Here is a 17,424-nt window from a genome sequence, read left to right as displayed (position 1 = left end):
CCCTCCCACTCCTCCTCCCCCACCGCGACGCAGCAGGCCAAACCCGCCCGTCCGGGCCCGGTGCTCGCCGTGAAGATAGACAACTCCGCGGCCGCCCGCCCGCAGACCGGCATCGACCAGGCCGACGTCGTCTATGTCGAGCGCGTCGAAGCCGGCATCACCCGCTTCTGCGCGGTCTTCTCCTCCCGGCTCCCCGAGTCGATCGGCCCGGTGCGCAGCGCCCGCGAGACGGACCTCGACCTGCTCCGCCAGTACGAGAATCCGGTGCTCGCCTACTCCGGCGCCCAGGGCAAGCTCAAGCCGCACATCCGCAGGGCCCCGCTCCGCCCGATGCCCCCGGAGGAGCTGTCCGGCTACTTCCGCGGCGGCGCCCGCCCGGCCCCGCACAACCTCTACCTCCGCACCGCCGACGTGCTGAAGGCGGCCCCGGACATAGGCACTCCGCAGGACGTCGGCTTCGACGAAGGACCGGCTCCGGCCGGCGGCAAGGCGACGCCGTCGCGCACGGTCCGCTTCCCGGCGGCCCGTTACGCTTTCGCCTGGAAGTCCGGCGGCTGGCAGGTCTCGATGGACGGACGGCCGTCCACCACCGCCGCCGGCAAGCGCCTCGCCCCCGCCAACGTCGTCATCCAGGAGGTCGACATCCGCAAGGGCGCCTTCGGCGACCGCTGGGGCAACAACTCCCCGTACACGGAGACGGTCGGCGCTGGCACGGCCACGGTGCTGCGCGACGGCAAGGCCTATCCGGTGCGCTGGGAACGGCCGGAGGCGGACACGATCACGGAGTACGAGACGCCCGACGGCAAGCCGATGCGCTTCGCGGACGGGCAGGTCTGGGTGGTCTACGTACCGAAGTCCTGAAGCACCGCGACGCCGCGGACCCGGCCCGCCGCCAGGTCGTCGAGGGCGGCGTCGGCGCGGTCGAAGGGGTACGGGGTGACGGTGGCGCGGACGCCGTGCTCCGCCGCCGCGCGCAGGAAGGCGCGGCCGTCGGCGCGGGTGTTGGCGGTGACGCTGCGCAGGGTGCGCTCGCGGAAGAGGTGGCGGTCGTAGTCGAGGGCCGGGATCTCCGTGACGTGGATCCCGGCGATGCTCAGCGTCCCGCCGGCGTCGAGCGCTTCGAGGGCGCGCGGCACGAGCTCGCCTGCGGGTGCGAAGAGCAGCGCCGCGTCGAGCGATCCGGCGGGCGCGCTGTCGGGAGCCCCGGCGGAGGCGGCGCCCAGCTCGAGCGCGAGCTGCCGCGCGGCCGCGGACCGGGTGAAGACGTGCACCTCGGCGCCCTGGGCGATGGCCAGCTGCGCCGTCAGGTGCGCGGACCCGCCGAACCCGTACACGCCGAGCCGCCCGCCCTCCGGCAGCTCGGCGAGGCGCAGCGCGCGATAGCCGATGATCCCGGCGCACAGCAGCGGCGCGATCTCGGCGTCGGCGGGCCCGTCCGGCAGCTCGTACGCGAAGTCGCCGGGCACGGTGGCGTATTGGGCGTATCCGCCGTCCGCGTCCCAGCCGGTGTAGCGCGAGTCCGGGCAGAGGTTCTCCTGCCCGCGTGCGCAGAAGCGGCAGCTGCCGCAGGTGTGCCGGAGCCAGGCGATGCCGACGCGGGTGCCCGCCGCGATGTCCGCCCCCGGCCCGGCCGCGACGACTTCGCCGACGACCTCGTGGCCGGGCACGACGGCGGCCTTGTGGGCGGGCAGGTCGTGGTCCCGTACGTGCAGATCGGTGCGGCACACGCCGCAGGCACGTACGCGCACGAGGAGCTCGCCCGCGACGGGCTCGGGAACCGGGACCGTAACGGCGTCGAGTCGCCCGGGACCGCGTACGGCCCAGGCCCGCATGGTGGTGCCCATGGACGGCATCCTGCCACCGCGGGCGCGGGCCCGCCGCGCACGGCGCGTGCCGGATCGCGTCCGTCTTGCGGGCCGTGTCGCCGGGCAGGCAGTGCAGTACGAGGCTGAGTGCGGCCGAGCCGGCCGTGCCATCCGGCAGCGGGAGTGGTTCGAGGGCGTTCGCCGCCACCTGCCGCGGGCGGTGGCGTGCCAGCTGACGGGGCGCCGTGGCCAGCGAGTTGGGGTTGAGGTCGACGAGCGTGATGGCCTTCTCCGCGGGCGGGGCGGCCCTGTCGATCAGTGCCGCCGTGCCGACGCCGATGTCCACGTGGGGGGACGCCAGGTTCCGCCGGTACAGCGCGACGAAGTGCCGCTTCGGGCACCTCCAGATGAACCGGCAGCTGAAGCGCAGCACCAGCCAGTCGTAGACGAGCAGCATGCCGCGGCTACGCACGGACAGCGGGCACCGGCGAATACGACTACCCAAACAGCCGCCCGCGGCCGAACGGCTGCCGTCCCGGGCCTCCCGGCGGTAGGGTCGGCGCCGACGGCGCACAGGCCGGGGGACGTCGCATGCCCGCATCTCCGCCGAGACGCGGGGGTCGCACCCGCGCCACCCCACCCTGCGCGCAGCGCTACCGGTGGCGAGCAAGGCGAGGGGGCGCGCGATGAGCAGCGGTCAGCCATGGCCGGATACCCAGGAGATGCTGGACTGGATCGGCACCGTCACGGAGCAGGGCATCCGCCGCCCCGGCTATCCCGCCGACTCGTGGACCGAGGACTGGGCGGCGGGCATGTTCCGCTCCTTCGGCCTCGAGACGCGGCTGGAGACCGTGCCCGTGCCGCGCTGGCAGCCGGGCGCCGCCACCCTCTACGTCCACGGCCGCGGCGGTGAACTGCGGCTCGACGGCTTCCAGTTGCCGTACACCGCCGCCGCCCCGCGCGGCCACACCGCGCCGCTGGTGCGCCTGGAGGACCTCGCCGGAGCCGAGCCGGGCGCCATCGCCGTCGATGAGGTGGAGCTCACCAAGCTCGACCAGTCGGCGGTCCGTACGCTCGCCACGGGCGCGTACGACCCGGAGAAGGCCTTCGACCACCTCGCCCAGACGCTGCCCTTCGGCCCCCGCCTCCTGGAGGTCGCCGAGCCGGCCATCGCGGCCGGCGCGGGCGGTTACGTGGGGGCGCTGACCGGATTCCCGTGGGAGACGCGCGACTATTACGTCCCGTACGACGCCGTCCAGCGGCCGGTCCCGGGACTGTGGCTCTCCCGCGGCGACGCCCGCGTGATGCTCGACGCGATGGCCGCGGGCCCCTGCACCGCCACCCTCGTCACGGAGGGCGTGACCAAGCGCGCCACCAGCCGCAACGTCATCGCCACGCTCCCCGGCGGGAACGGCGCCACCGACCACTGGGTGATCATCGCGTCCCACCACGACGCCCCGTGGGCCTCAGCTGTAGAGGACGGCACCGGCATCGCCCTCGTGCTGGCCGCCGCCCGGCACTGGGCCCAAGTCCCGCGCGCGGAACGCCCGCACAACCTCCTCTTCCTGCTCACCGCGGGGCACATGGCGCACGCCGCCGGCACCCGCGCCTTCATCGAGCGCCACCGCGATCTGCTCGGCAGCGTCGTGCTGCAGCTGCACCTGGAGCACGCGGCGCTGCGCTGCGAGGTCAAGGACGGGCTGCTGAAGCCGACCGCGGACCCCGAGGTCAGGTGGTGGTTCACCACCCAGGAGCCGGCGCTCGAGCAACTGGTCCTGCAGTCCCTCCAGTCGGAGCGCCTGCGCCGCTCCCTCGTGCTGCCCCCCGACGTCTTCTCCCCGCTCCCGCCGACCGACGGCGCCTTCTTCCACGAGGAGGGCGTACGCCTCGTGCACTTCCTCTCGGCCCCGCCCTACCTCTTCGACTCCGCCGACACCCTCGACAAGGTCGACGCAGAAGGCCTCCTCCCCCTCTCCCGCGCCGCGGCCCGGATCGTCGCGGGGACCGCGGGATGGTCGCCGTAGGGTGCACCCTTGGTAGGGCGGGAGGTGATGGCCATGCGGAACATCGCGGGCTGGCACATCGAAATGGACTTCCTCGAGGACGACTACGACACCCGGGCGACCGCGCTGCTGCGGCTGAGCGACGGCACCGAACTGACGGCCCACGGCGGGGCGAAGCGCCACCCGAGCGACCCCGGGCAGCGCCTCGTCGGCGAGGAGATCGCGGCCGCCCGGGCGCTCACCGAGCTGGCGCGGCAGCTGCTGGAGAAGGCGAGCGCGGAGATTCAGCGCGCCACGCACCAGCAGCCCACGCTCACACCCCGAGACGCGCCTCGGCCGTAGCGAGGATCTCGGTCACCCGCTGCCCGAAGCGCACGTCGCACGGGTGCGGCACTCCGCTGCGCGCCGACGCGAGCAGCGCGTCGATGGCGCGCCCGTACGGCGGCACGGGCCCGCGCCCGTCCCGCTCCGGCACGACGGCGACCCCCGGCGCCCCGCGCAGCTCGACGGTGACGCCCGCGGCGGCCTGCGGCACGGTGTGGCTGAGCGTGCAGCTGCTCAGCGCGCCGCCGTCGTGCCGCAGCGTCAGGTGCACGGTGTCCCCGGGCCCGGCCACCGCCCGTACCTCATCGAGCGCTACGTCGCCGAGCGCCGGCAGCAGCATCGACAGCACATGCGGCCCGACGTCCCACAGTGCGCCCTTCTCCGCCCGCCACGGCGACGCGGCGTAGGGGCTCCCGGAGTCGGAGAACACGGGCGACAGCCAGTCGGCCCGCCCGACCAGCCACCCCTCCTGCCCGGTCTGCCCGGCCAGCCAGTCGGCGCTGACGTCCGCGAACCGCATGGTGAAGAAGACGACCGACGCCACCCCGGCCCGCTCCACCGCGTCGGCGACCAGCCGCGCCCCCTCGGCCGTGGTGGCCACCGGCTTGTCGAGCAGCAGATGCTTGCCCGCCTCCGCGGCCCGTACCGCCAGCGGCGCCTGCACATCGGGCGGCAGCGCCACGGCGACGGCGTCGCAGTCGGCGAGCAGCGCGTCCACGTCGTCGTACGGCCGGGTGCCGAAGGCGTCGGCGATCTCCTTCGCCGCCTCCGGCCTTCGCCCCCACACGCCGGTGAAGGTCACATCGGGGTGTGCTTGCAGGGCGGGCGCGTGCGCCTTCTCCGCCCACGGTCCAGTGCCGAGGAGTCCGATTCGCATACGGGAATGGTACGAGCTGTTCATTAAGCCAGGGTTTACGACCCTTGCACAGTCGCGCATTGATGGGCCGTGCGCGGGACCGGAGAGTAAGGGCCATGACGAACCACACGACGGACGCCCTCGTCCGGGAACTGCGCGACCGCACGGAGATCGCCGACGCCCTCTACCGCTTCGGCCTCGGCCAGGACACCAAGGACCGCGACCTCTTCGCCTCCGCCTTCGCCGCCGACGCGGAGCTCGACTTCGCACCCGCCGCGTCCAAGTGGGGCGCGAAGCCGCCGCTGATGGTGGGGCGGGACGCGATCGTCACCACGATCCTGGCCCTCTTCACCGGCCGGGTGGACACCACGCACCAGGTCACCAATGTCCGTATCGCCATCGACGGGGACACCGCGCACGCGACCGCCCTGGTCGAGGCACAGCACCTGCTCACCGCGGACCACGCCACCCATGCCCTGCTGAAGAACCCCTACGACGTCGATCTGATCCGCGACGGCGACCGCTGGGTGATCAGCCGGATGTCCATCGACAACACGTGGTACACGGGCGACCCCACCGCGATCTTCGGCTGAGGCTGAGGCTGACGCCGACGCCGAGCTCAGCGGGCGGCCTCGACCAGGTCGTGCGCGGCGCGCACAAAGGCCCGCACCCGCTCGCCGTCGCCCTTCGTACGCCACAGCAGCACCCACTCGAGCGGCGGGGCGTCGCTGAAGGGCACGTAGACGACATCGGGGCGAGGGTAGTAGCGGCGCACCTGGGCGCCCACGGGGAAGACGCCGCGGCCGGCGCCGACCAGGGTGATCAGCTCGTTGAAGGTCGCTGCCGTGGGGCCCGGCTCGATCGGGCGGCCGGACGGCGTGGTGGCCGGTGTGCGGTGGGCGCGGACGGCGGGCGGCAGGGTCTCCGGCAGCTGGATCATCGGGGTCCTGGCCAGATCCTCGAGGCCTACGGAGTTGCGGCGGGCGAAGGGGTGATCGACGGACACCGCCAGCAGGCGCGCCTCGGAGACCAGAACCTCGCCCTCGGTGATGCCCTCGGCCCCGAAGGGCCGGGTGGCGAGGCCGATATCCACCGTGCCGTCCTGCAGCCAGTCCACGATCTCCGTCCACTGCGACTCCCGCAGCACCACCTCGCACTCGGGATACCGCTTGCGGAACTCCTCCGCCGCACCCGCGAGCAGCTGCCCGCCGGCGGCGGCGACGAAGGCCACGGTGATCGAGCCGGTGAGCCCGCGGCCCGCCTCGAGGGCCCGCTCGACGGCGCCGGTGAGCTGCGCCCAGGCCGGGCCCATCTCGTCGCGCAGCTGCCGCCCCACCAGGGTCAGCTCCACGCGCCGGCTGGTCCGCTGGAAGAGCGCGACACCGACGCGCCGCTCCAGCTTCGCGATGGTCTGGCTGACCCGGGCCGTCGACACGTGCAGCCGCTCGGCGGTGCGCCCGAAGTGCAGCTCCTCGGCAAGCGTCAGGAACGCCTCGATCTCGTGCCGCTCCAGCATGCCGTGTCCCCCTCTCCACCTGCGGCCGATCACCATACCCGCTCCGGATCCAAGGATTTCTCCCGAAAAGTGAGGACTCATCATGAAGATCCATACCGATCTGCGCACCGCCGTCCGCGGCCGCGTGCTGCTCCCCGGCGACGACGGCTTCGAGGCCGCCACCCGCCCCTGGAACCTCGCCGTGGACCAGCCCGTCCCGGCGTTCGTGGAAGCCGCTGACGCCGACGACATCGCGGCCACCGTGCGCTGCGCGGCCCGCGCCGGCGTCCCGGTGACCGCGCAGCCCAGCGGCCACGGCGCCGCGCCGGCCGTCGCCGGGGCGATCCTGCTGCGCACGGCCCGGCTCGACGAGCTGCACATCGACCCCGCGGCCCGTACCGCCCGGGTCGGAGCCGGCGTGGCGTGGGAGCGGGTCCAGGCGGAGGCGGCCCGGCACGGGCTGACCGGGCTGCCGGGCAGCTCGCCGGTGGTGACCGTCGCCGGATACACGCTGGGCGGCGGGCTGAGCTGGTTCGGGCGCGCGTACGGCTGGGCGGCGGACGATGTGACTGCCTTCGACGTCGTGACCGCCGAGGGGGTACGGGCCCGGGTGACGGCGGCGACCGACCCGGATCTGTTCTGGGCACTGCGCGGCGGCGGTGGCGACTTCGCGCTGGTCACCGCGCTGGAGTTCGCGCTGCACCCGGCCCCCGAGCTGTACGGCGGCCGACGGCTGTGGCCGGCCCGTAAGGCATCCGAGGTACTGGACGCCTTCCGCCGCATCACGACCGGCGCCCCGCGCGAACTGACCGTCTGGGCCGACCTGCTGAACTTCCCCGGCGCGCCCCCGATGGTCGCGATCGACGCCACCTACCTGGGCGCGGCGGCAAAGGCGCGGGAGCTGCTCGCCCCGCTGGACGCGATCGGCGACGCGATCTCCGACACCCGCGGCCCGCTCCCGCTCGCCGAACTCGGCTCCATCACCGCGGAGCCGACGACCCCGGGCCCCGGCGCCTCGCGCGCCGAACTCCTCACCCACCTGGACGACTTCGCGGTGAAGACCCTGCTGGCGGAGCCGATCGACCCGCTGCTGAGCGTGCAGCTGCGCCATGTGGGCGGCGCCCTGTCCGACCCGTCGGACAGCCCGCACGGTCCGCAGCCGGAGCCGTACGCGCTCTACTTGTTCGGTGTCCCGGACACGGACGGGACAGCGGTGTCCATACGGACCCGGCAGCAGGACCTGGTGACGGCACTCGGCTCCCGGGTGGCGGGCCGCAAGCCCTTCACCTTTCTCGCCCCGGGCGAGACCCCGGCGGACGCCTTCACCCCCGCGAGCCTGGCCCGCCTCCGTGAGCTGAAGCGCGACCGTGACCCGCAGGGGGTGATCCGGAGCAACTACCCCGTCCTCGGCTGAATCAGCTGGTCAGCTCATAGCTGGGGTCCGACTCGCCCGCCCCGCCGGCGGCTTCCGGCCGCCTGCGGGGCATCAGCAGCGCCGCGACCACCAGCGCCGCGGAGCCGCCCACCGCCGCCGCGAGGAACGCGTCATGGTTCGCCGCCTCCTGCGCGGCCACGATCAGCCGCGGGTCGCCGCCCGCCGCGGCCATGTCCCCGGCGAGGCCGCTGTAGGCGATGGTCGTGATGACCGCGAGCCCGAGCGCGCCGCCGGCCTCCTGGCTGGTGTTGATCAGCCCGGCGCCGATCCCCGCCTCCTCCTCGCTCACCCCGGTGAAGGCGGCGATCTGCAGGGTCACGTACACCATCCCGCAGCCGAGCCCGAGCAGCACGAACGGCGTCAGCAGATCGGCCGCGTACGAACCCCCGGCCGGCGCCCGCCACATGAGGAGCAGCCCGGTGACGGCGATCGTGAGCCCCGCCATCAGCACCGTCCGCGCCGCCAGCTTCGCGATCAGCCCGGACGCGATCCCCGCGCCCACCGCGACGGCCACGGCGAGCGGCAGATACGCGAAGCCGGCCTTCATCGGCGAGTAGCCGTACACCTGCTGCATGAAGATGCTGGCGAAGAAGAACAGCGCCGAGAAGGTGCCGAAGACCAGCACCGCCGCGATGTTCGCGGTCCGCATCGTCTTCTTCCGTACGAACCCGAGCGGCATGATCGGCGCCGCCGCCCGCGCCTCGATCACCAGGAAGCCGGCCAGCAGCGCCGCGGCGCCCGCCAGGCTCCCGACGGTTCGGCCCGTCGTCCAGCCGACGCGCGTGGCCTCGCCCAGCGTGAAGATGAGCAGCAGCAGCCCGCCGGTCAGCGTCAGCGCCCCGAGCATGTCGAACGGACGCCGCTCCTTCTCGCCCCGCACCTCGGGCACGATCCGCGGCGCGAGCAGGGCGGCGCCCAGGCCGACGGGTACGTTGACGAAGAAGATCCACTCCCAGCCGGGTCCATCGGCCAGCAGCCCGCCCACGATGACGCCGACGATCGAGGCGATCCCGGCCAGCGAACCCCAGATCCCGAGCGCCTTGTTGCGCCGCGGCCCCTCCGGGAAAGAGCTGGTCAGCAGCGACAGCGCGGACGGCGCGATCATCGCGGAGCCCAGCCCCTGGAGGCCCCGGGCCGCGATCAGCATCGGCCCGCTGACCGCGAAGCCCGCGGCCAGCGACGCCAGCGCGAAGACGACGAAGCCCGCCTGCAGCAGCCTCCGCCGCCCGAAGGTATCCCCCAGTCGCCCGCCCAGCAGCAGGAAGCCGCCGAGCACCGTCGCGTACGCGGTGACGATGTACTCCTGGCTGACCTCGGACATGTCCAGGCCCTCGCGGATGGAGGGCAGCGCGAGGTTCACGATCGAGATGTCGAGGAAGACCATGAACTGCCCCATGCAGAGGAAGGCGAGGATGGCACCGAGCCCGGCGCCCGCACCCTGTTGCGTAGATTTCGTAGAGGAAGTCATGCCCGTCTGACGGATGGCACGGCTTCGGTGTGACCGGTGGGGCGTCAGTCCTTCTTCGCCCGGCTCGGCTGCACCCGCTTCGGCTCGCCCGCCATCTTCGGATGGTCCGGCGGATACGGCAGATCGCCCAGGCCGCGCTCCGACTCGTCCTTGTCGGCCCACTCCAGCAGCGTCTCGAGGCCGTAGCGCTCGGCGTCCATGTCCGCGTGCACGTCGCCGACCTCGGCGTACCGCTTCGGCATGGTGCCGAGGTCGAAGTCGCGCGGCTCGGCGTCGTCGACCTCGGCCCAGGTCAGCGGCGCCGATACGGGCGCGTGCGGCTGGGGGCGTACCGAATAGGCGGAGGCGATGGTGCGGTCGCGGGCCGTCTGGTTGTAGTCGACGAAGACGCGCTCGCCGCGCTCCTCCTTCCACCAGGCCATCGTCACCTGCTCCGGCATCCGCCGCTCCAGCTCCCGCCCGGCGGCGATGGCGGCGCGGCGCACCTGCACGAAATTCCACTTCGGCTCGATCGGGATGAAGACATGCAGCCCGCGCCCGCCGGAGGTCTTCGGCCAGCCGGCCAGGCCCGCGTCGGCCAGCACCCCGCGCAGCTCGTGCGCCGCGCGCACCGCGTCCTTGAAGTCCGTACCCGGCTGCGGGTCGAGGTCGAGGCGCAGCTCGTCGGGGTGATCGGTGTGATCGGCCCGTACCGGCCAGGGGTGGAAAGTGAAGGTGCCGAACTGGGCCGCCCAGATCACGGCGGCCAGTTCGGAGGGGCAGATCTCGTCGGCTTTACGGCCGCTGGGGAAGGTGATGCGGGCCGTCGGGATCCATTCGGGCGTGTTCTTCGGAGCGCGCTTCTGGAAGAAGGACTCGCCCGTTACCCCGTCCGGATAACGCTCGAGGGTGGTCGGACGGTTCCTGAGCGCGCGCAGAATTCCGTCGCCGACGGCGAGGTAGTACTGCGCCAGGTCGAGCTTGGTGTAGCCCTTCTCCGGGAAGTAGACCTTGTCCGGGCTGGACAGCCGGACCTTCCGTTCGCCCACTTGGAGCTCCATCGCGGCACCCATGTCGGCAACGTTAAGGTGCGCGGGCCGCATCCGCCGCATAATCGGCGGCATGGATCTGCCGGTGATGCCGCCCGTAAAGCCCATGCTCGCCAAGCCCGCGAAAAAGATCCCGCCCGGGATGCAGTACGAGGCCAAGTGGGACGGCTTCCGGGCGATCGTCTTCCGCGACGGGGACGAGATCGAGATCGGCAGCCGCACAGGGAAATCGCTGGTGCGCTATCTGCCGGAGCTGGTGGCGGCGCTCAAGGCGAATCTGCCGGAGCGGTGCGTCGTGGACGGCGAGATCGTCATCGTCCGTAACGGCCGGCTCGACTTCGACGCCATAACGGAACGCATCCACCCGGCCGCCTCCCGCGTGAAGCTGCTGGCCGAGACCACGCCGTCGTCGTTCGTCGCCTTCGACCTGCTGGCGCTCGGCGACGATTCGCTGGTGGATACGCCGCTGACCGAGCGCCGCGCCGCGCTGGAGAAGGCCCTCGCCAAGGCCGCGCCGCCCATCCATCTGGCGCCGGCGACGACGGACGAGAAGGTCGCGGAGGGGTGGTTCGAGCAGTACGAGGGCGCGGGTCTTGACGGGGTCATCGCCAAGCCGCTGGACAGCCTGTACCGGCAGAACGAGCGGCTGATGACCAAGGTGAAGCACGAGCGGACCGCGGACGTGGTGCTGGCCGGTTTCCGCTGGCACAAGTCGGGCCCTGTGGTCGGCTCGCTGCTGCTCGGCATCAATGACGCGGAGGGGCGGCTGCAGCACGTCGGCGTGTGCGCGGCCTTCTCGATGAAACGGCGCGAGGAACTGGTCGAGGAACTGGAGCCGCTGCGGATGGAGTCGGTCGAGGGCCACCCGTGGGCCGACTGGGCGAACGAGGAGGCGCACGAGTCGGCCCGGCTGCCCGGCGCGCCGAGCCGCTGGTCCGGGCAGAAGGACCTGTCGTGGGTGCCGCTGCGGCCGGAGCGGGTGCTGGAGGTGGCGTACGACCACATGGAGAACGGGCAGCGCTTCCGGCACACGGCACAGTGGCGCCGGTGGCGCCCGGACCGCACGCCGGAGAGCTGCACGTTCGAGCAGTTGGAGGAGCCGCTGAGCTACGACCTCGGCGAGGTGCTGGGCGGCTCCGCCGCGGGACAGGGGTGAGATTTACCGGGGTTCCGCCCCGGACCCCGGCGGCGGCGGGGCGTCCATGTACGGGTTCGGCGGCTGCGCGATCCGGCGTACGTCGGTGACCCGCAGCGAGCCGCCCGGCCCGGTCTTGCCCGCGACCGTCACCCACTGATCGGCCGGCGGTGCGGTCGCGCCGCGCACCCGTACCTTCAGTGACTGGGAGTCGGCGGCGCAGCAGTTGACCACGAGCCGGGTGAGCTCCCAGCCGCGGCGATCCGGGGTGGAGAAGCCGGTCATCGTGACCGTACGGCCGCGCAGGCTCGCCGGGTCGCCGCCGGAGCGCTCCAGGAACTCGGTGAGCGTCATCGGCACCGGCCCGTTCCCCTTCGGCAGCGGCGCGAAGCGCGGCTTGGTGTCCTGCGTCGTCACGCGCTTGGCGGACTCCCGTTGCGCGGTGTACGAGCCGAGCGCGGGCGGCGCGAAGGCGAGCATGGCGAGCGCGGGCGGGACGAGCAGCCAGGCGACGCGGGGGGCGGAGCCGTGGTCGTGGCCGTGGTCATGGTCATCGTCCGAAGCATGCGCGTGCGCGGGCGCGCGGTCGCGCAGCCCGGCCAGCGCGGTCAGCACCAGGAGCACCCCGGACGCGATCAGGAACGGCCGCAGCCCCTCCTTCACGTACCGCAGATAGAGGTCCCCGACCAGGGTGATCCGCAAGACCCCGACACCCACCAGCAGCAGGACCAGCGCCTGCACCTTGCCCTTCACAGCAGCCACCACCCGGTGGCGAAGGTGGCGGCCACCGCGACCACCACGGTCGCCGCGGAGAAGCGCAGCGCGAAGGAGCGGCCGAAGGTGCCCGCCTGCAGGGCGATCAGCTTCACGTCCACCATCGGGCCGACCACCATGAACGCCAGCCGCGCGGTCGGCGAGAAGCCGGTGAGCGACGCGGCGACGAAGGCGTCCGCCTCCGAGCAGACGGCGAGGAGGATGGCGAGCCCTGCGAGGAAGAGGACCGACAGCCAGGGGTTGGCGGCGAAGGTCTCGAGGACCGAGTCCGGCACGGCGACGTTGAAGGTCGCGGCGGCCATCGCGCCGAGCACCAGGAAGCCGCCCGCGTGCAGGAAGTCGTGCTGGAAGCCGAGCCGGAACTCCGCCAGCCGGCTCTGGCCCGCCTGATGTCCCGTATGCCGCGCGGGCATCCGCAGCCACCGCTCGCGCCCGAAGCGCAGCCACAGCCAGCCCATCGCGGCGGCGGTGGCGAGGGAGGCGATGAGCCGGGCGGCGACCATCTCGGGCGCGTTGGGGAAGGCGACCGCGGTGGCCACCAGCACAACGGGGTTCACCGCGGGCGCCGACAGCAGGAAGGCGAAGGCCGCCGCCGGCGTCACCCCGCGCCGGATCAGCGACCCGGCCACCGGCACCGACGCGCACTCGCACCCGGGCAGCACCACGCCGGCCGCGCTGGCCACGGGCACCGCCAGGGCGGGCTTGCGCGGCAGCAGGCGGCTGAAGACGTGCGCCGGGACGAAGGCGTTGATCGCGCCGGAGACCAAAGTGCCGAGCACCAGGAACGGCAGCGCCTGCACGGCGATGGCCACGCACACCGTCTGCCAGGCGCGGAAGGCGGGATGCGTGAGCCACTCCCCCGCCCCCAGCGCCCAGCCGACGCCGACGGCGGCGGCCAGACCGAGCCCTGCGGAGACAGCCGCCGCCGGCGGGCCCTTGCGCGGAGTGCGCGGGGCCGCCGGCGGCGGCGCGACGGTTAAGCCCTGGGTGGTTTCCACCCCAGCACCTTAACCAGACAATCCACCTAAAACGGAGGAACCAAACTCAGTCGAAGAGCCGTCCGGAATTCCGCAGCGTGTGCTCCGCGACGTCCTTGCCGAGGTCGATGCCGGCCTCGTCCGCCGCCCTGGTGTGGATGCCGGAGAAGATGCGCGCGTCGACGTTCTCGTCGCTCAGCTTCTTCCAGGTCGTGTACGTCCGGGTGACGTCGGGCGCGGACGGGCTGGTCAGCTCGAACGGCTCGGTGCGCGGTCCGGCGAGCGCGTTCAGGATGCCCTCGGCGGAACCGGAGTACGTGTTGTGCCCGCTCGGATAGTCCGGGTGGGCCGGGGTGTCGTGCAGCGGGGTCCACTCCGGGTCCTGGTCGATCGCGCCGGCGCGGATGGCGGTGATCGGACGCCAGCGCTCGTACGCGTACTTGGTGTCGGAGGTGGCGATCTGCGTGTCCACGCTGGAGACGTGGAAGAGCGCCACCAGCCGCGCCTTCCCGGCCGCGGAGGCGTCGCTACGGGCCACCGCCACCCGCAGCGGCTCGGTGTAGAGCGTGAACGACGACCCGAGCCAGAACTGCGCGGTCTCCGTCTGCCCGGCGCTCCGCCGCGAATCCTCCTTCGCGCCGTAAGCCCGCACCTCGGCGAGGTCCTTCGCGTACGCCTCGGAGTCGAGAGCGGGCGGCGGGCCGAGGCGGTACTGGTCGGGGGACTTGAGCAGGAACGGCTTCGCCTGCCGGTTGCCGTACTGCGCGGCGGGCGCGTACGCGGGCAGCGTCGGCTGCCATATCCCCGGGGCGGCGGGCTTGACGGTGTACGGCGCGTTCACCGACTCCGGGTCCAGGCCGTCGCCCTCGCGGGACTTCAGCACGGCGGTGGCCTCGCGGGCGCCGGCGACGACGCCGCGGTCCTCGGCGGCGCCGTCCGGGACGGCGGCCAGGGTGTCCTGCAGCGCGGCGTCCAACTGATCCTTGCGAGCCGGAACCAGGGCGGTCAGCGCGTCGTGCACGGCCGAGGCGAGCGCCGCGTCGCGGTAGTCGCCGCGGTCGAGCCCGGTCGGGACCGTACGGGTGGCGCGGGCGGCGGCGAGCCAGCTGATCGCCCAGGAGCGGCTGTTGGTGACCTGCGTGGGCGCGCCCGCCGCGGCGACGGTCTCGGCGGTGATGTCGTACCACCCGAGTACGGTGTCCTTCTCCGCCGCGGGCTCCGCGGTGGCGGCCGGCACCGCCACGGCGCCGGCCAGCAGGGCGGCCGAGCCGAGGGTGACGAGGGCGGTACGGGATCGGGGCAGGCTCACGCGGTCTCCTCCTGGGTTACGGGTGCTGAATAGGTGCTGCGCGGGCGGGGCAGCCCGTAGTGCTCGCGCAGGGTGGCGCCCTCGTACGCGGCGCGGAACAGGCCGCGTTCGCGCAGGATCGGCACCACCTCGTCGGCGAAGGTGTCGAAGCCGCCGGGCAGGTGGGGCGGCATGACGTTGAAGCCGTCGGCGGCGCCCTGCTCGAACCACTCCTGCAGCTGGTCGGCGACCTGCACCGGCGTTCCGGCGATGACCCGGTGCCCGCGGGCCCCGGCGAGCCGGTGCAGCAGCTGCCGTACGGTCGGCCGCTCGCGCTCCACGAGGTCGACGATGAGCTGGAAGCGGCTGCCGTAGCCGCGCTCGCCGCTGCCGTCGATGAGGTCCAGCGGTACGGGCCCGTCGAGCGCGGCCTCGTCGAGGTCGACGCCGAGGAGCCGCCGCAGCAGCTGCAGTGAATAGGCGGGCTGGGTCAGGGCGTTGAGCTCGTCGCTCAGCGCCTGCGCCTCGGCCTCCGTGGAGCCGATGAAGGGGCTGATGCCGGGCAGCACGAGCACCTGCCGCGGATCGCGGCCCAGCGCGGCGGCCCGCTTCTTGATGTCGGCGTAGAACTCCTGCCCGCTCGCCAGCGTCTGGTGGGCGGTGAAGACCGCCTCGGCGTAGGTCGCGGCGAAGTCCCGGCCGTCCTCCGACGAGCCCGCCTGGACGTAGACGGGACGGCCCTGCGGCGTGCGCGGCGTGTTGAGCGGCCCGCGCACCCGGAAGTGCTTTCCGTCGTGGTCGATGTCGTGGATCTTGTCGGTGTCGGCGAAGACCCCGCTCTCCTGGTCGGCGACGAGCGCCCCGTCCTCCCAGCTGTCCCAGAGGCGGGTGACGACGTCCGTGAACTCCCGCGCCCGCCCGTAGCGTTCGGCGTGCACCGGGTGCTCGTCCAGGCCGAAGTTCTGCGCGGCCTGCGGGGCGCCGGTGGTGACGATGTTCCAGCCGGCGCGGCCGCCGCTGAGGTGGTCGAGGGAGGCGAAGAGCCGGGCGAGGTTGTACGGCTCGGTGTAGGTGGTCGACGCCGTGGCGATCAGCCCGATCCGCTCCGTCGCCGCCGCGATGGCGGACAGCCAGGTGAACGGCTCCAGGCGGAAACGGCTGGCGTGCCGGACGTTGTCGGCGAGCGACGGGCCGTCGGCGAAGAAGACGGCGTCGAAGGCCGCCGCTTCCGCGCGCCGGGCCAGGTCCTGGTAGAAGCGGATGTCGAGCACCCGGGACGGGTCGGAGCCGGGGTGCCGCCAGGCGGCCTCGTGGTGGCCGCCCGGGTAGACGAAGAGGTTCAGGTGCAGCTGCCGGGTCATGCGGGGACCTCCACGTCGACGCCCAGCTCGGTGAGGAGCCGGGCGCGCAGCGCGGCCTGCTCGGGCCCGCCGCCGGTGCGCGGGACCTCCACCGGCACGTCGGCGGTGATACGGCCCTCGTCCAGCACCGCGACCCGGTCGGCGAGTGCGATGGCCTCGTCCACGTCGTGGGTGACGAGGAGGACAGCCGGCCGGTGCCGCTCGCACAGCTGCCGCAGCAGGCCGTGCATGCGCAGCCGGGTGAGGGCGTCGAGGGCGCCGAACGGCTCGTCGGCGAGGAGGAGTTCCGGCTCGCGGACGAGCGAGCGGGCGAGCGAGACACGCTGCTGCTCGCCGCCGGACAGCTCGATCGGCCAGGCCCGCTCGCGTCCTTCCAGGCCGACCTCGGCGAGGGCGGCGCGACCGCGCTCGGCGGCGTCGGGGCCCGGCAGGCCGAGGGTGACGTTCTCCAGCAGCCGCTTCCAGGGCAGGAGGCGGGCGTCCTGAAAGACGACGGAGGCATTGCGGGGCGCTTCGAGCATCCCGGCGCCGCTCACCCCGTGGTCGAGGCCGGCCAGGGCCCGTAGCAGCGTGGACTTCCCGGAGCCGCTGCGGCCGAGCAGGGCCACGAACTCGCCGGGTGCGATGCGGAGTTCGAGGTCGTCGAGCACCCGGCGGTCGCCGAAGGAGCGGACGAGACCCTCGATCCGTACCGCCGCCGCCTGCTCGGTCAGCTCTCCAGTGTGCGCCGCCATGTCAGCGTCCTCCTCTGCACGAGTCGTACGGCTGCGTCCGAGAGCAGGCCGAGGAGGCCGTAGACGACGAGGCCGACGATGATCACGTCGGTCTGGCCGTACTGGCGGGCGAGCTCCATCATGTAGCCGATGCCGCTGGTGGCGTTGACCTGCTCGACCACCACCAGGGCGAGCCAGGCGTTGGTGACCGCGAAGCGCATGCCGAGCAGAAAGCCCGGGAGCGCGCCGGGCAGGACGACGTGGCGGACGAAGCCGGTGCGGGTGAGGCGTACGGTCTCGGCGAGCTCGGCGTAGCGGCCGTCGATGGTGCGCAGGCCGTTGTGGGTGTGGATGTAGACGGGGATCAGTACGCCGAGGGCGATGGTGATCACCTTCATGGTCTCGCCGATGCCGAACCACAGGATGAGCAGCGGGATCAGGGCGAGGGAGGGGATGGCGCGCTTGATCTGCACCGGGCCGTCGATGACGCCTTCGCCGATCCGGCTGAGGCCGGAGACGACGGCGAGGACGAGGCCGGCGGCGGTGCCGAAGACGAGGCCGAGGGCGGCGCGTTGGGCGGAGGTGGCGAGGTTGCCCTGCAGCCGGCCGTCGGCGATCAGGTCGCCGGCGGTGGTGACGACGGTCCAGGGGGCGGAGAGGTTGCGCGGGTCGATGAAGCCGGCGGCGGAGCCGAGCGACCAGATGGCGATCAGCAGCACCGGGCCGAGGGCCCAGCCGTACGGGATGGGCTTGCCGGGGCCG

General features: G+C 73.1%; 18 protein-coding genes and 1 pseudogene. 7 read left to right on the top strand and 12 right to left on the bottom strand.

What is annotated here, in order from left to right; genetic code table 11:
- A partial coding sequence (locus G5C51_RS29305) for a DUF3048 domain-containing protein (RefSeq protein WP_165241502.1) occupies positions 1-861 on the top strand: 861 nt, incomplete at its 5' end.
- Here the strand turns inward: G5C51_RS29305 and G5C51_RS29300 are convergent.
- Both G5C51_RS29300 and G5C51_RS44345 read right to left on the bottom strand, forming a co-directional pair.
- Complete coding sequence (locus tag G5C51_RS29300) at positions 843-1,832, bottom strand: zinc-dependent alcohol dehydrogenase family protein (RefSeq protein ID WP_165241506.1); 990 nt, start codon at positions 1,830-1,832, stop codon at positions 843-845. The two genes, G5C51_RS29305 and G5C51_RS29300, sit on opposite strands and share 19 nt — an antisense overlap.
- Positions 1,833-1,986: 154 nt before the next feature.
- Positions 1,987-2,121 (bottom strand): annotated as a pseudogene (locus G5C51_RS44345) (hypothetical protein); the annotation flags it as partial.
- On the opposite strand from G5C51_RS44345, the gene G5C51_RS29295 reads away from it, so the two are divergent.
- The 3 genes from G5C51_RS29295 (at position 2,069) to G5C51_RS29285 (ending at position 4,150) form a co-directional block, all read left to right on the top strand.
- Positions 2,069-2,251, top strand: a complete 183-nt coding sequence (locus G5C51_RS29295) for a hypothetical protein (protein ID WP_165241500.1) — start codon at positions 2,069-2,071, stop codon at positions 2,249-2,251. The pseudogene G5C51_RS44345 and the gene G5C51_RS29295 sit on opposite strands and share 53 nt — an antisense overlap.
- A gap of 240 nt (positions 2,252-2,491) precedes the next feature.
- Positions 2,492-3,829, top strand: a complete 1,338-nt coding sequence (locus tag G5C51_RS29290) for a M28 family metallopeptidase (protein WP_165241498.1) — start codon at positions 2,492-2,494, stop codon at positions 3,827-3,829.
- Between the two features lie 33 nt (positions 3,830-3,862).
- Positions 3,863-4,150: a DUF1876 domain-containing protein gene (locus G5C51_RS29285; protein WP_165241496.1), complete on the top strand. Its 288-nt coding sequence runs from the start codon at positions 3,863-3,865 to the stop codon at positions 4,148-4,150.
- Here the strand turns inward: G5C51_RS29285 and G5C51_RS29280 are convergent.
- The gene (locus G5C51_RS29280; protein ID WP_165241494.1) at positions 4,122-5,009 is read right to left on the bottom strand and encodes a Gfo/Idh/MocA family protein; all 888 of its coding nucleotides are present in this window, start codon (positions 5,007-5,009) and stop codon (positions 4,122-4,124) included. The two genes, G5C51_RS29285 and G5C51_RS29280, sit on opposite strands and share 29 nt — an antisense overlap.
- A gap of 95 nt (positions 5,010-5,104) precedes the next feature.
- Between G5C51_RS29280 and G5C51_RS29275 the strand changes: the two genes are divergently transcribed.
- On the top strand, positions 5,105-5,581 hold the full coding sequence (locus tag G5C51_RS29275) for a nuclear transport factor 2 family protein (RefSeq protein ID WP_240929995.1): 477 nt from the start codon (positions 5,105-5,107) through the stop codon (positions 5,579-5,581).
- Positions 5,582-5,607: 26 nt separating this feature from the next.
- On the opposite strand, the gene G5C51_RS29270 is transcribed toward G5C51_RS29275, so the two are convergent.
- Entirely contained in the window at positions 5,608-6,504 is an 897-nt protein-coding gene (locus G5C51_RS29270) for a LysR family transcriptional regulator (protein ID WP_165241490.1), read from the bottom strand.
- An 82-nt stretch (positions 6,505-6,586) separates the two neighbouring features.
- Here G5C51_RS29270 and G5C51_RS29265 point away from each other — a divergent pair, with 82 nt between their 5' ends.
- On the top strand, positions 6,587-7,897 hold the full coding sequence (locus G5C51_RS29265) for an FAD-binding oxidoreductase (protein ID WP_165241488.1): 1,311 nt from the start codon (positions 6,587-6,589) through the stop codon (positions 7,895-7,897).
- Position 7,898: 1 nt separating this feature from the next.
- Here the strand turns inward: G5C51_RS29265 and G5C51_RS29260 are convergent, their stop codons facing one another.
- Both G5C51_RS29260 and ligD read right to left on the bottom strand, forming a co-directional pair.
- Positions 7,899-9,386, bottom strand: coding sequence for an MFS transporter (locus G5C51_RS29260; protein WP_165241485.1), 1,488 nt, complete (start codon positions 9,384-9,386; stop codon positions 7,899-7,901).
- Between the two features lie 44 nt (positions 9,387-9,430).
- Positions 9,431-10,438 carry a non-homologous end-joining DNA ligase gene (gene ligD, locus G5C51_RS29255; protein WP_165241483.1) on the bottom strand — a complete coding sequence of 336 codons (1,008 nt, stop codon included), beginning with the start codon at positions 10,436-10,438 and terminating at the stop codon, positions 9,431-9,433.
- A 49-nt stretch (positions 10,439-10,487) separates the two neighbouring features.
- Here ligD and G5C51_RS29250 point away from each other — a divergent pair, with 49 nt between their 5' ends.
- Complete coding sequence (locus G5C51_RS29250; protein WP_165241481.1) at positions 10,488-11,570, top strand: ATP-dependent DNA ligase; 1,083 nt, start codon at positions 10,488-10,490, stop codon at positions 11,568-11,570.
- A gap of 3 nt (positions 11,571-11,573) precedes the next feature.
- Here the strand turns inward: G5C51_RS29250 and G5C51_RS29245 are convergent, their stop codons facing one another.
- From G5C51_RS29245 to G5C51_RS29220, 6 genes are all read right to left on the bottom strand, one after another.
- Positions 11,574-12,311 carry a TIGR03943 family putative permease subunit gene (locus G5C51_RS29245; RefSeq protein WP_338118337.1) on the bottom strand — a complete coding sequence of 246 codons (738 nt, stop codon included), beginning with the start codon at positions 12,309-12,311 and terminating at the stop codon, positions 11,574-11,576.
- A complete protein-coding gene (locus tag G5C51_RS29240; RefSeq protein WP_165241479.1) occupies positions 12,299-13,321 on the bottom strand; it encodes a permease in 1,023 nt (340 codons plus the stop codon). Before G5C51_RS29240 ends, G5C51_RS29245 begins: the two co-directional genes overlap by 13 nt.
- A gap of 46 nt (positions 13,322-13,367) precedes the next feature.
- Positions 13,368-14,609: a phosphatase PAP2 family protein gene (locus tag G5C51_RS29235; protein ID WP_165241477.1), complete on the bottom strand. Its 1,242-nt coding sequence runs from the start codon at positions 14,607-14,609 to the stop codon at positions 13,368-13,370.
- Complete coding sequence (locus G5C51_RS29230; protein ID WP_165241475.1) at positions 14,606-15,949, bottom strand: LLM class flavin-dependent oxidoreductase; 1,344 nt, start codon at positions 15,947-15,949, stop codon at positions 14,606-14,608. The genes G5C51_RS29235 and G5C51_RS29230 overlap by 4 nt, the downstream gene beginning before the upstream one ends.
- Complete coding sequence (locus G5C51_RS29225) at positions 15,946-16,683, bottom strand: ABC transporter ATP-binding protein (RefSeq protein ID WP_165241472.1); 738 nt, start codon at positions 16,681-16,683, stop codon at positions 15,946-15,948. The genes G5C51_RS29230 and G5C51_RS29225 overlap by 4 nt, the downstream gene beginning before the upstream one ends.
- Positions 16,659-17,424, bottom strand: a 766-nt coding sequence (locus tag G5C51_RS29220) for an ABC transporter permease (protein ID WP_165241470.1), incomplete at its 5' end; no start/stop codon positions are given. The genes G5C51_RS29225 and G5C51_RS29220, both read right to left, overlap by 25 nt.

The sequence above is a fragment of the Streptomyces coryli genome (assembly GCF_011044975.1).
Lineage (GTDB): Bacteria > Actinomycetota > Actinomycetes > Streptomycetales > Streptomycetaceae > Streptomyces > Streptomyces coryli.
Note: the sequence above shows the minus strand (reverse complement) of the source record. Positions and strands in the feature narration are given on the sequence as shown.

Bases quoted from the DNA above. Each gene is read 5' to 3' on its own strand.
- G5C51_RS29265 (WP_165241488.1), top strand. From the start codon at position 6,587: ATGAAGATCCATACCGATCTGCGCACCGCCGTCCGCGGCCGCGTGCTG.
- G5C51_RS29285 (WP_165241496.1), top strand. From the start codon at position 3,863: ATGCGGAACATCGCGGGCTGGCACATCGAAATGGACTTCCTCGAGGAC.
- G5C51_RS29260 (WP_165241485.1), bottom strand. From the start codon at position 9,386: ATGACTTCCTCTACGAAATCTACGCAACAGGGTGCGGGCGCCGGGCTC.
- G5C51_RS29250 (WP_165241481.1), top strand. From the start codon at position 10,488: ATGGATCTGCCGGTGATGCCGCCCGTAAAGCCCATGCTCGCCAAGCCC.
- G5C51_RS29270 (WP_165241490.1), bottom strand. From the start codon at position 6,504: ATGCTGGAGCGGCACGAGATCGAGGCGTTCCTGACGCTTGCCGAGGAG.
- G5C51_RS29300 (WP_165241506.1), bottom strand. From the start codon at position 1,832: ATGCGGGCCTGGGCCGTACGCGGTCCCGGGCGACTCGACGCCGTTACG.
- ligD (WP_165241483.1), bottom strand. From the start codon at position 10,438: ATGGGTGCCGCGATGGAGCTCCAAGTGGGCGAACGGAAGGTCCGGCTG.
- G5C51_RS29275 (WP_240929995.1), top strand. From the start codon at position 5,105: ATGACGAACCACACGACGGACGCCCTCGTCCGGGAACTGCGCGACCGC.
- G5C51_RS29230 (WP_165241475.1), bottom strand. From the start codon at position 15,949: ATGACCCGGCAGCTGCACCTGAACCTCTTCGTCTACCCGGGCGGCCAC.
- G5C51_RS29290 (WP_165241498.1), top strand. From the start codon at position 2,492: ATGAGCAGCGGTCAGCCATGGCCGGATACCCAGGAGATGCTGGACTGG.
- G5C51_RS29280 (WP_165241494.1), bottom strand. From the start codon at position 5,009: ATGCGAATCGGACTCCTCGGCACTGGACCGTGGGCGGAGAAGGCGCAC.
- G5C51_RS29225 (WP_165241472.1), bottom strand. From the start codon at position 16,683: ATGGCGGCGCACACTGGAGAGCTGACCGAGCAGGCGGCGGCGGTACGG.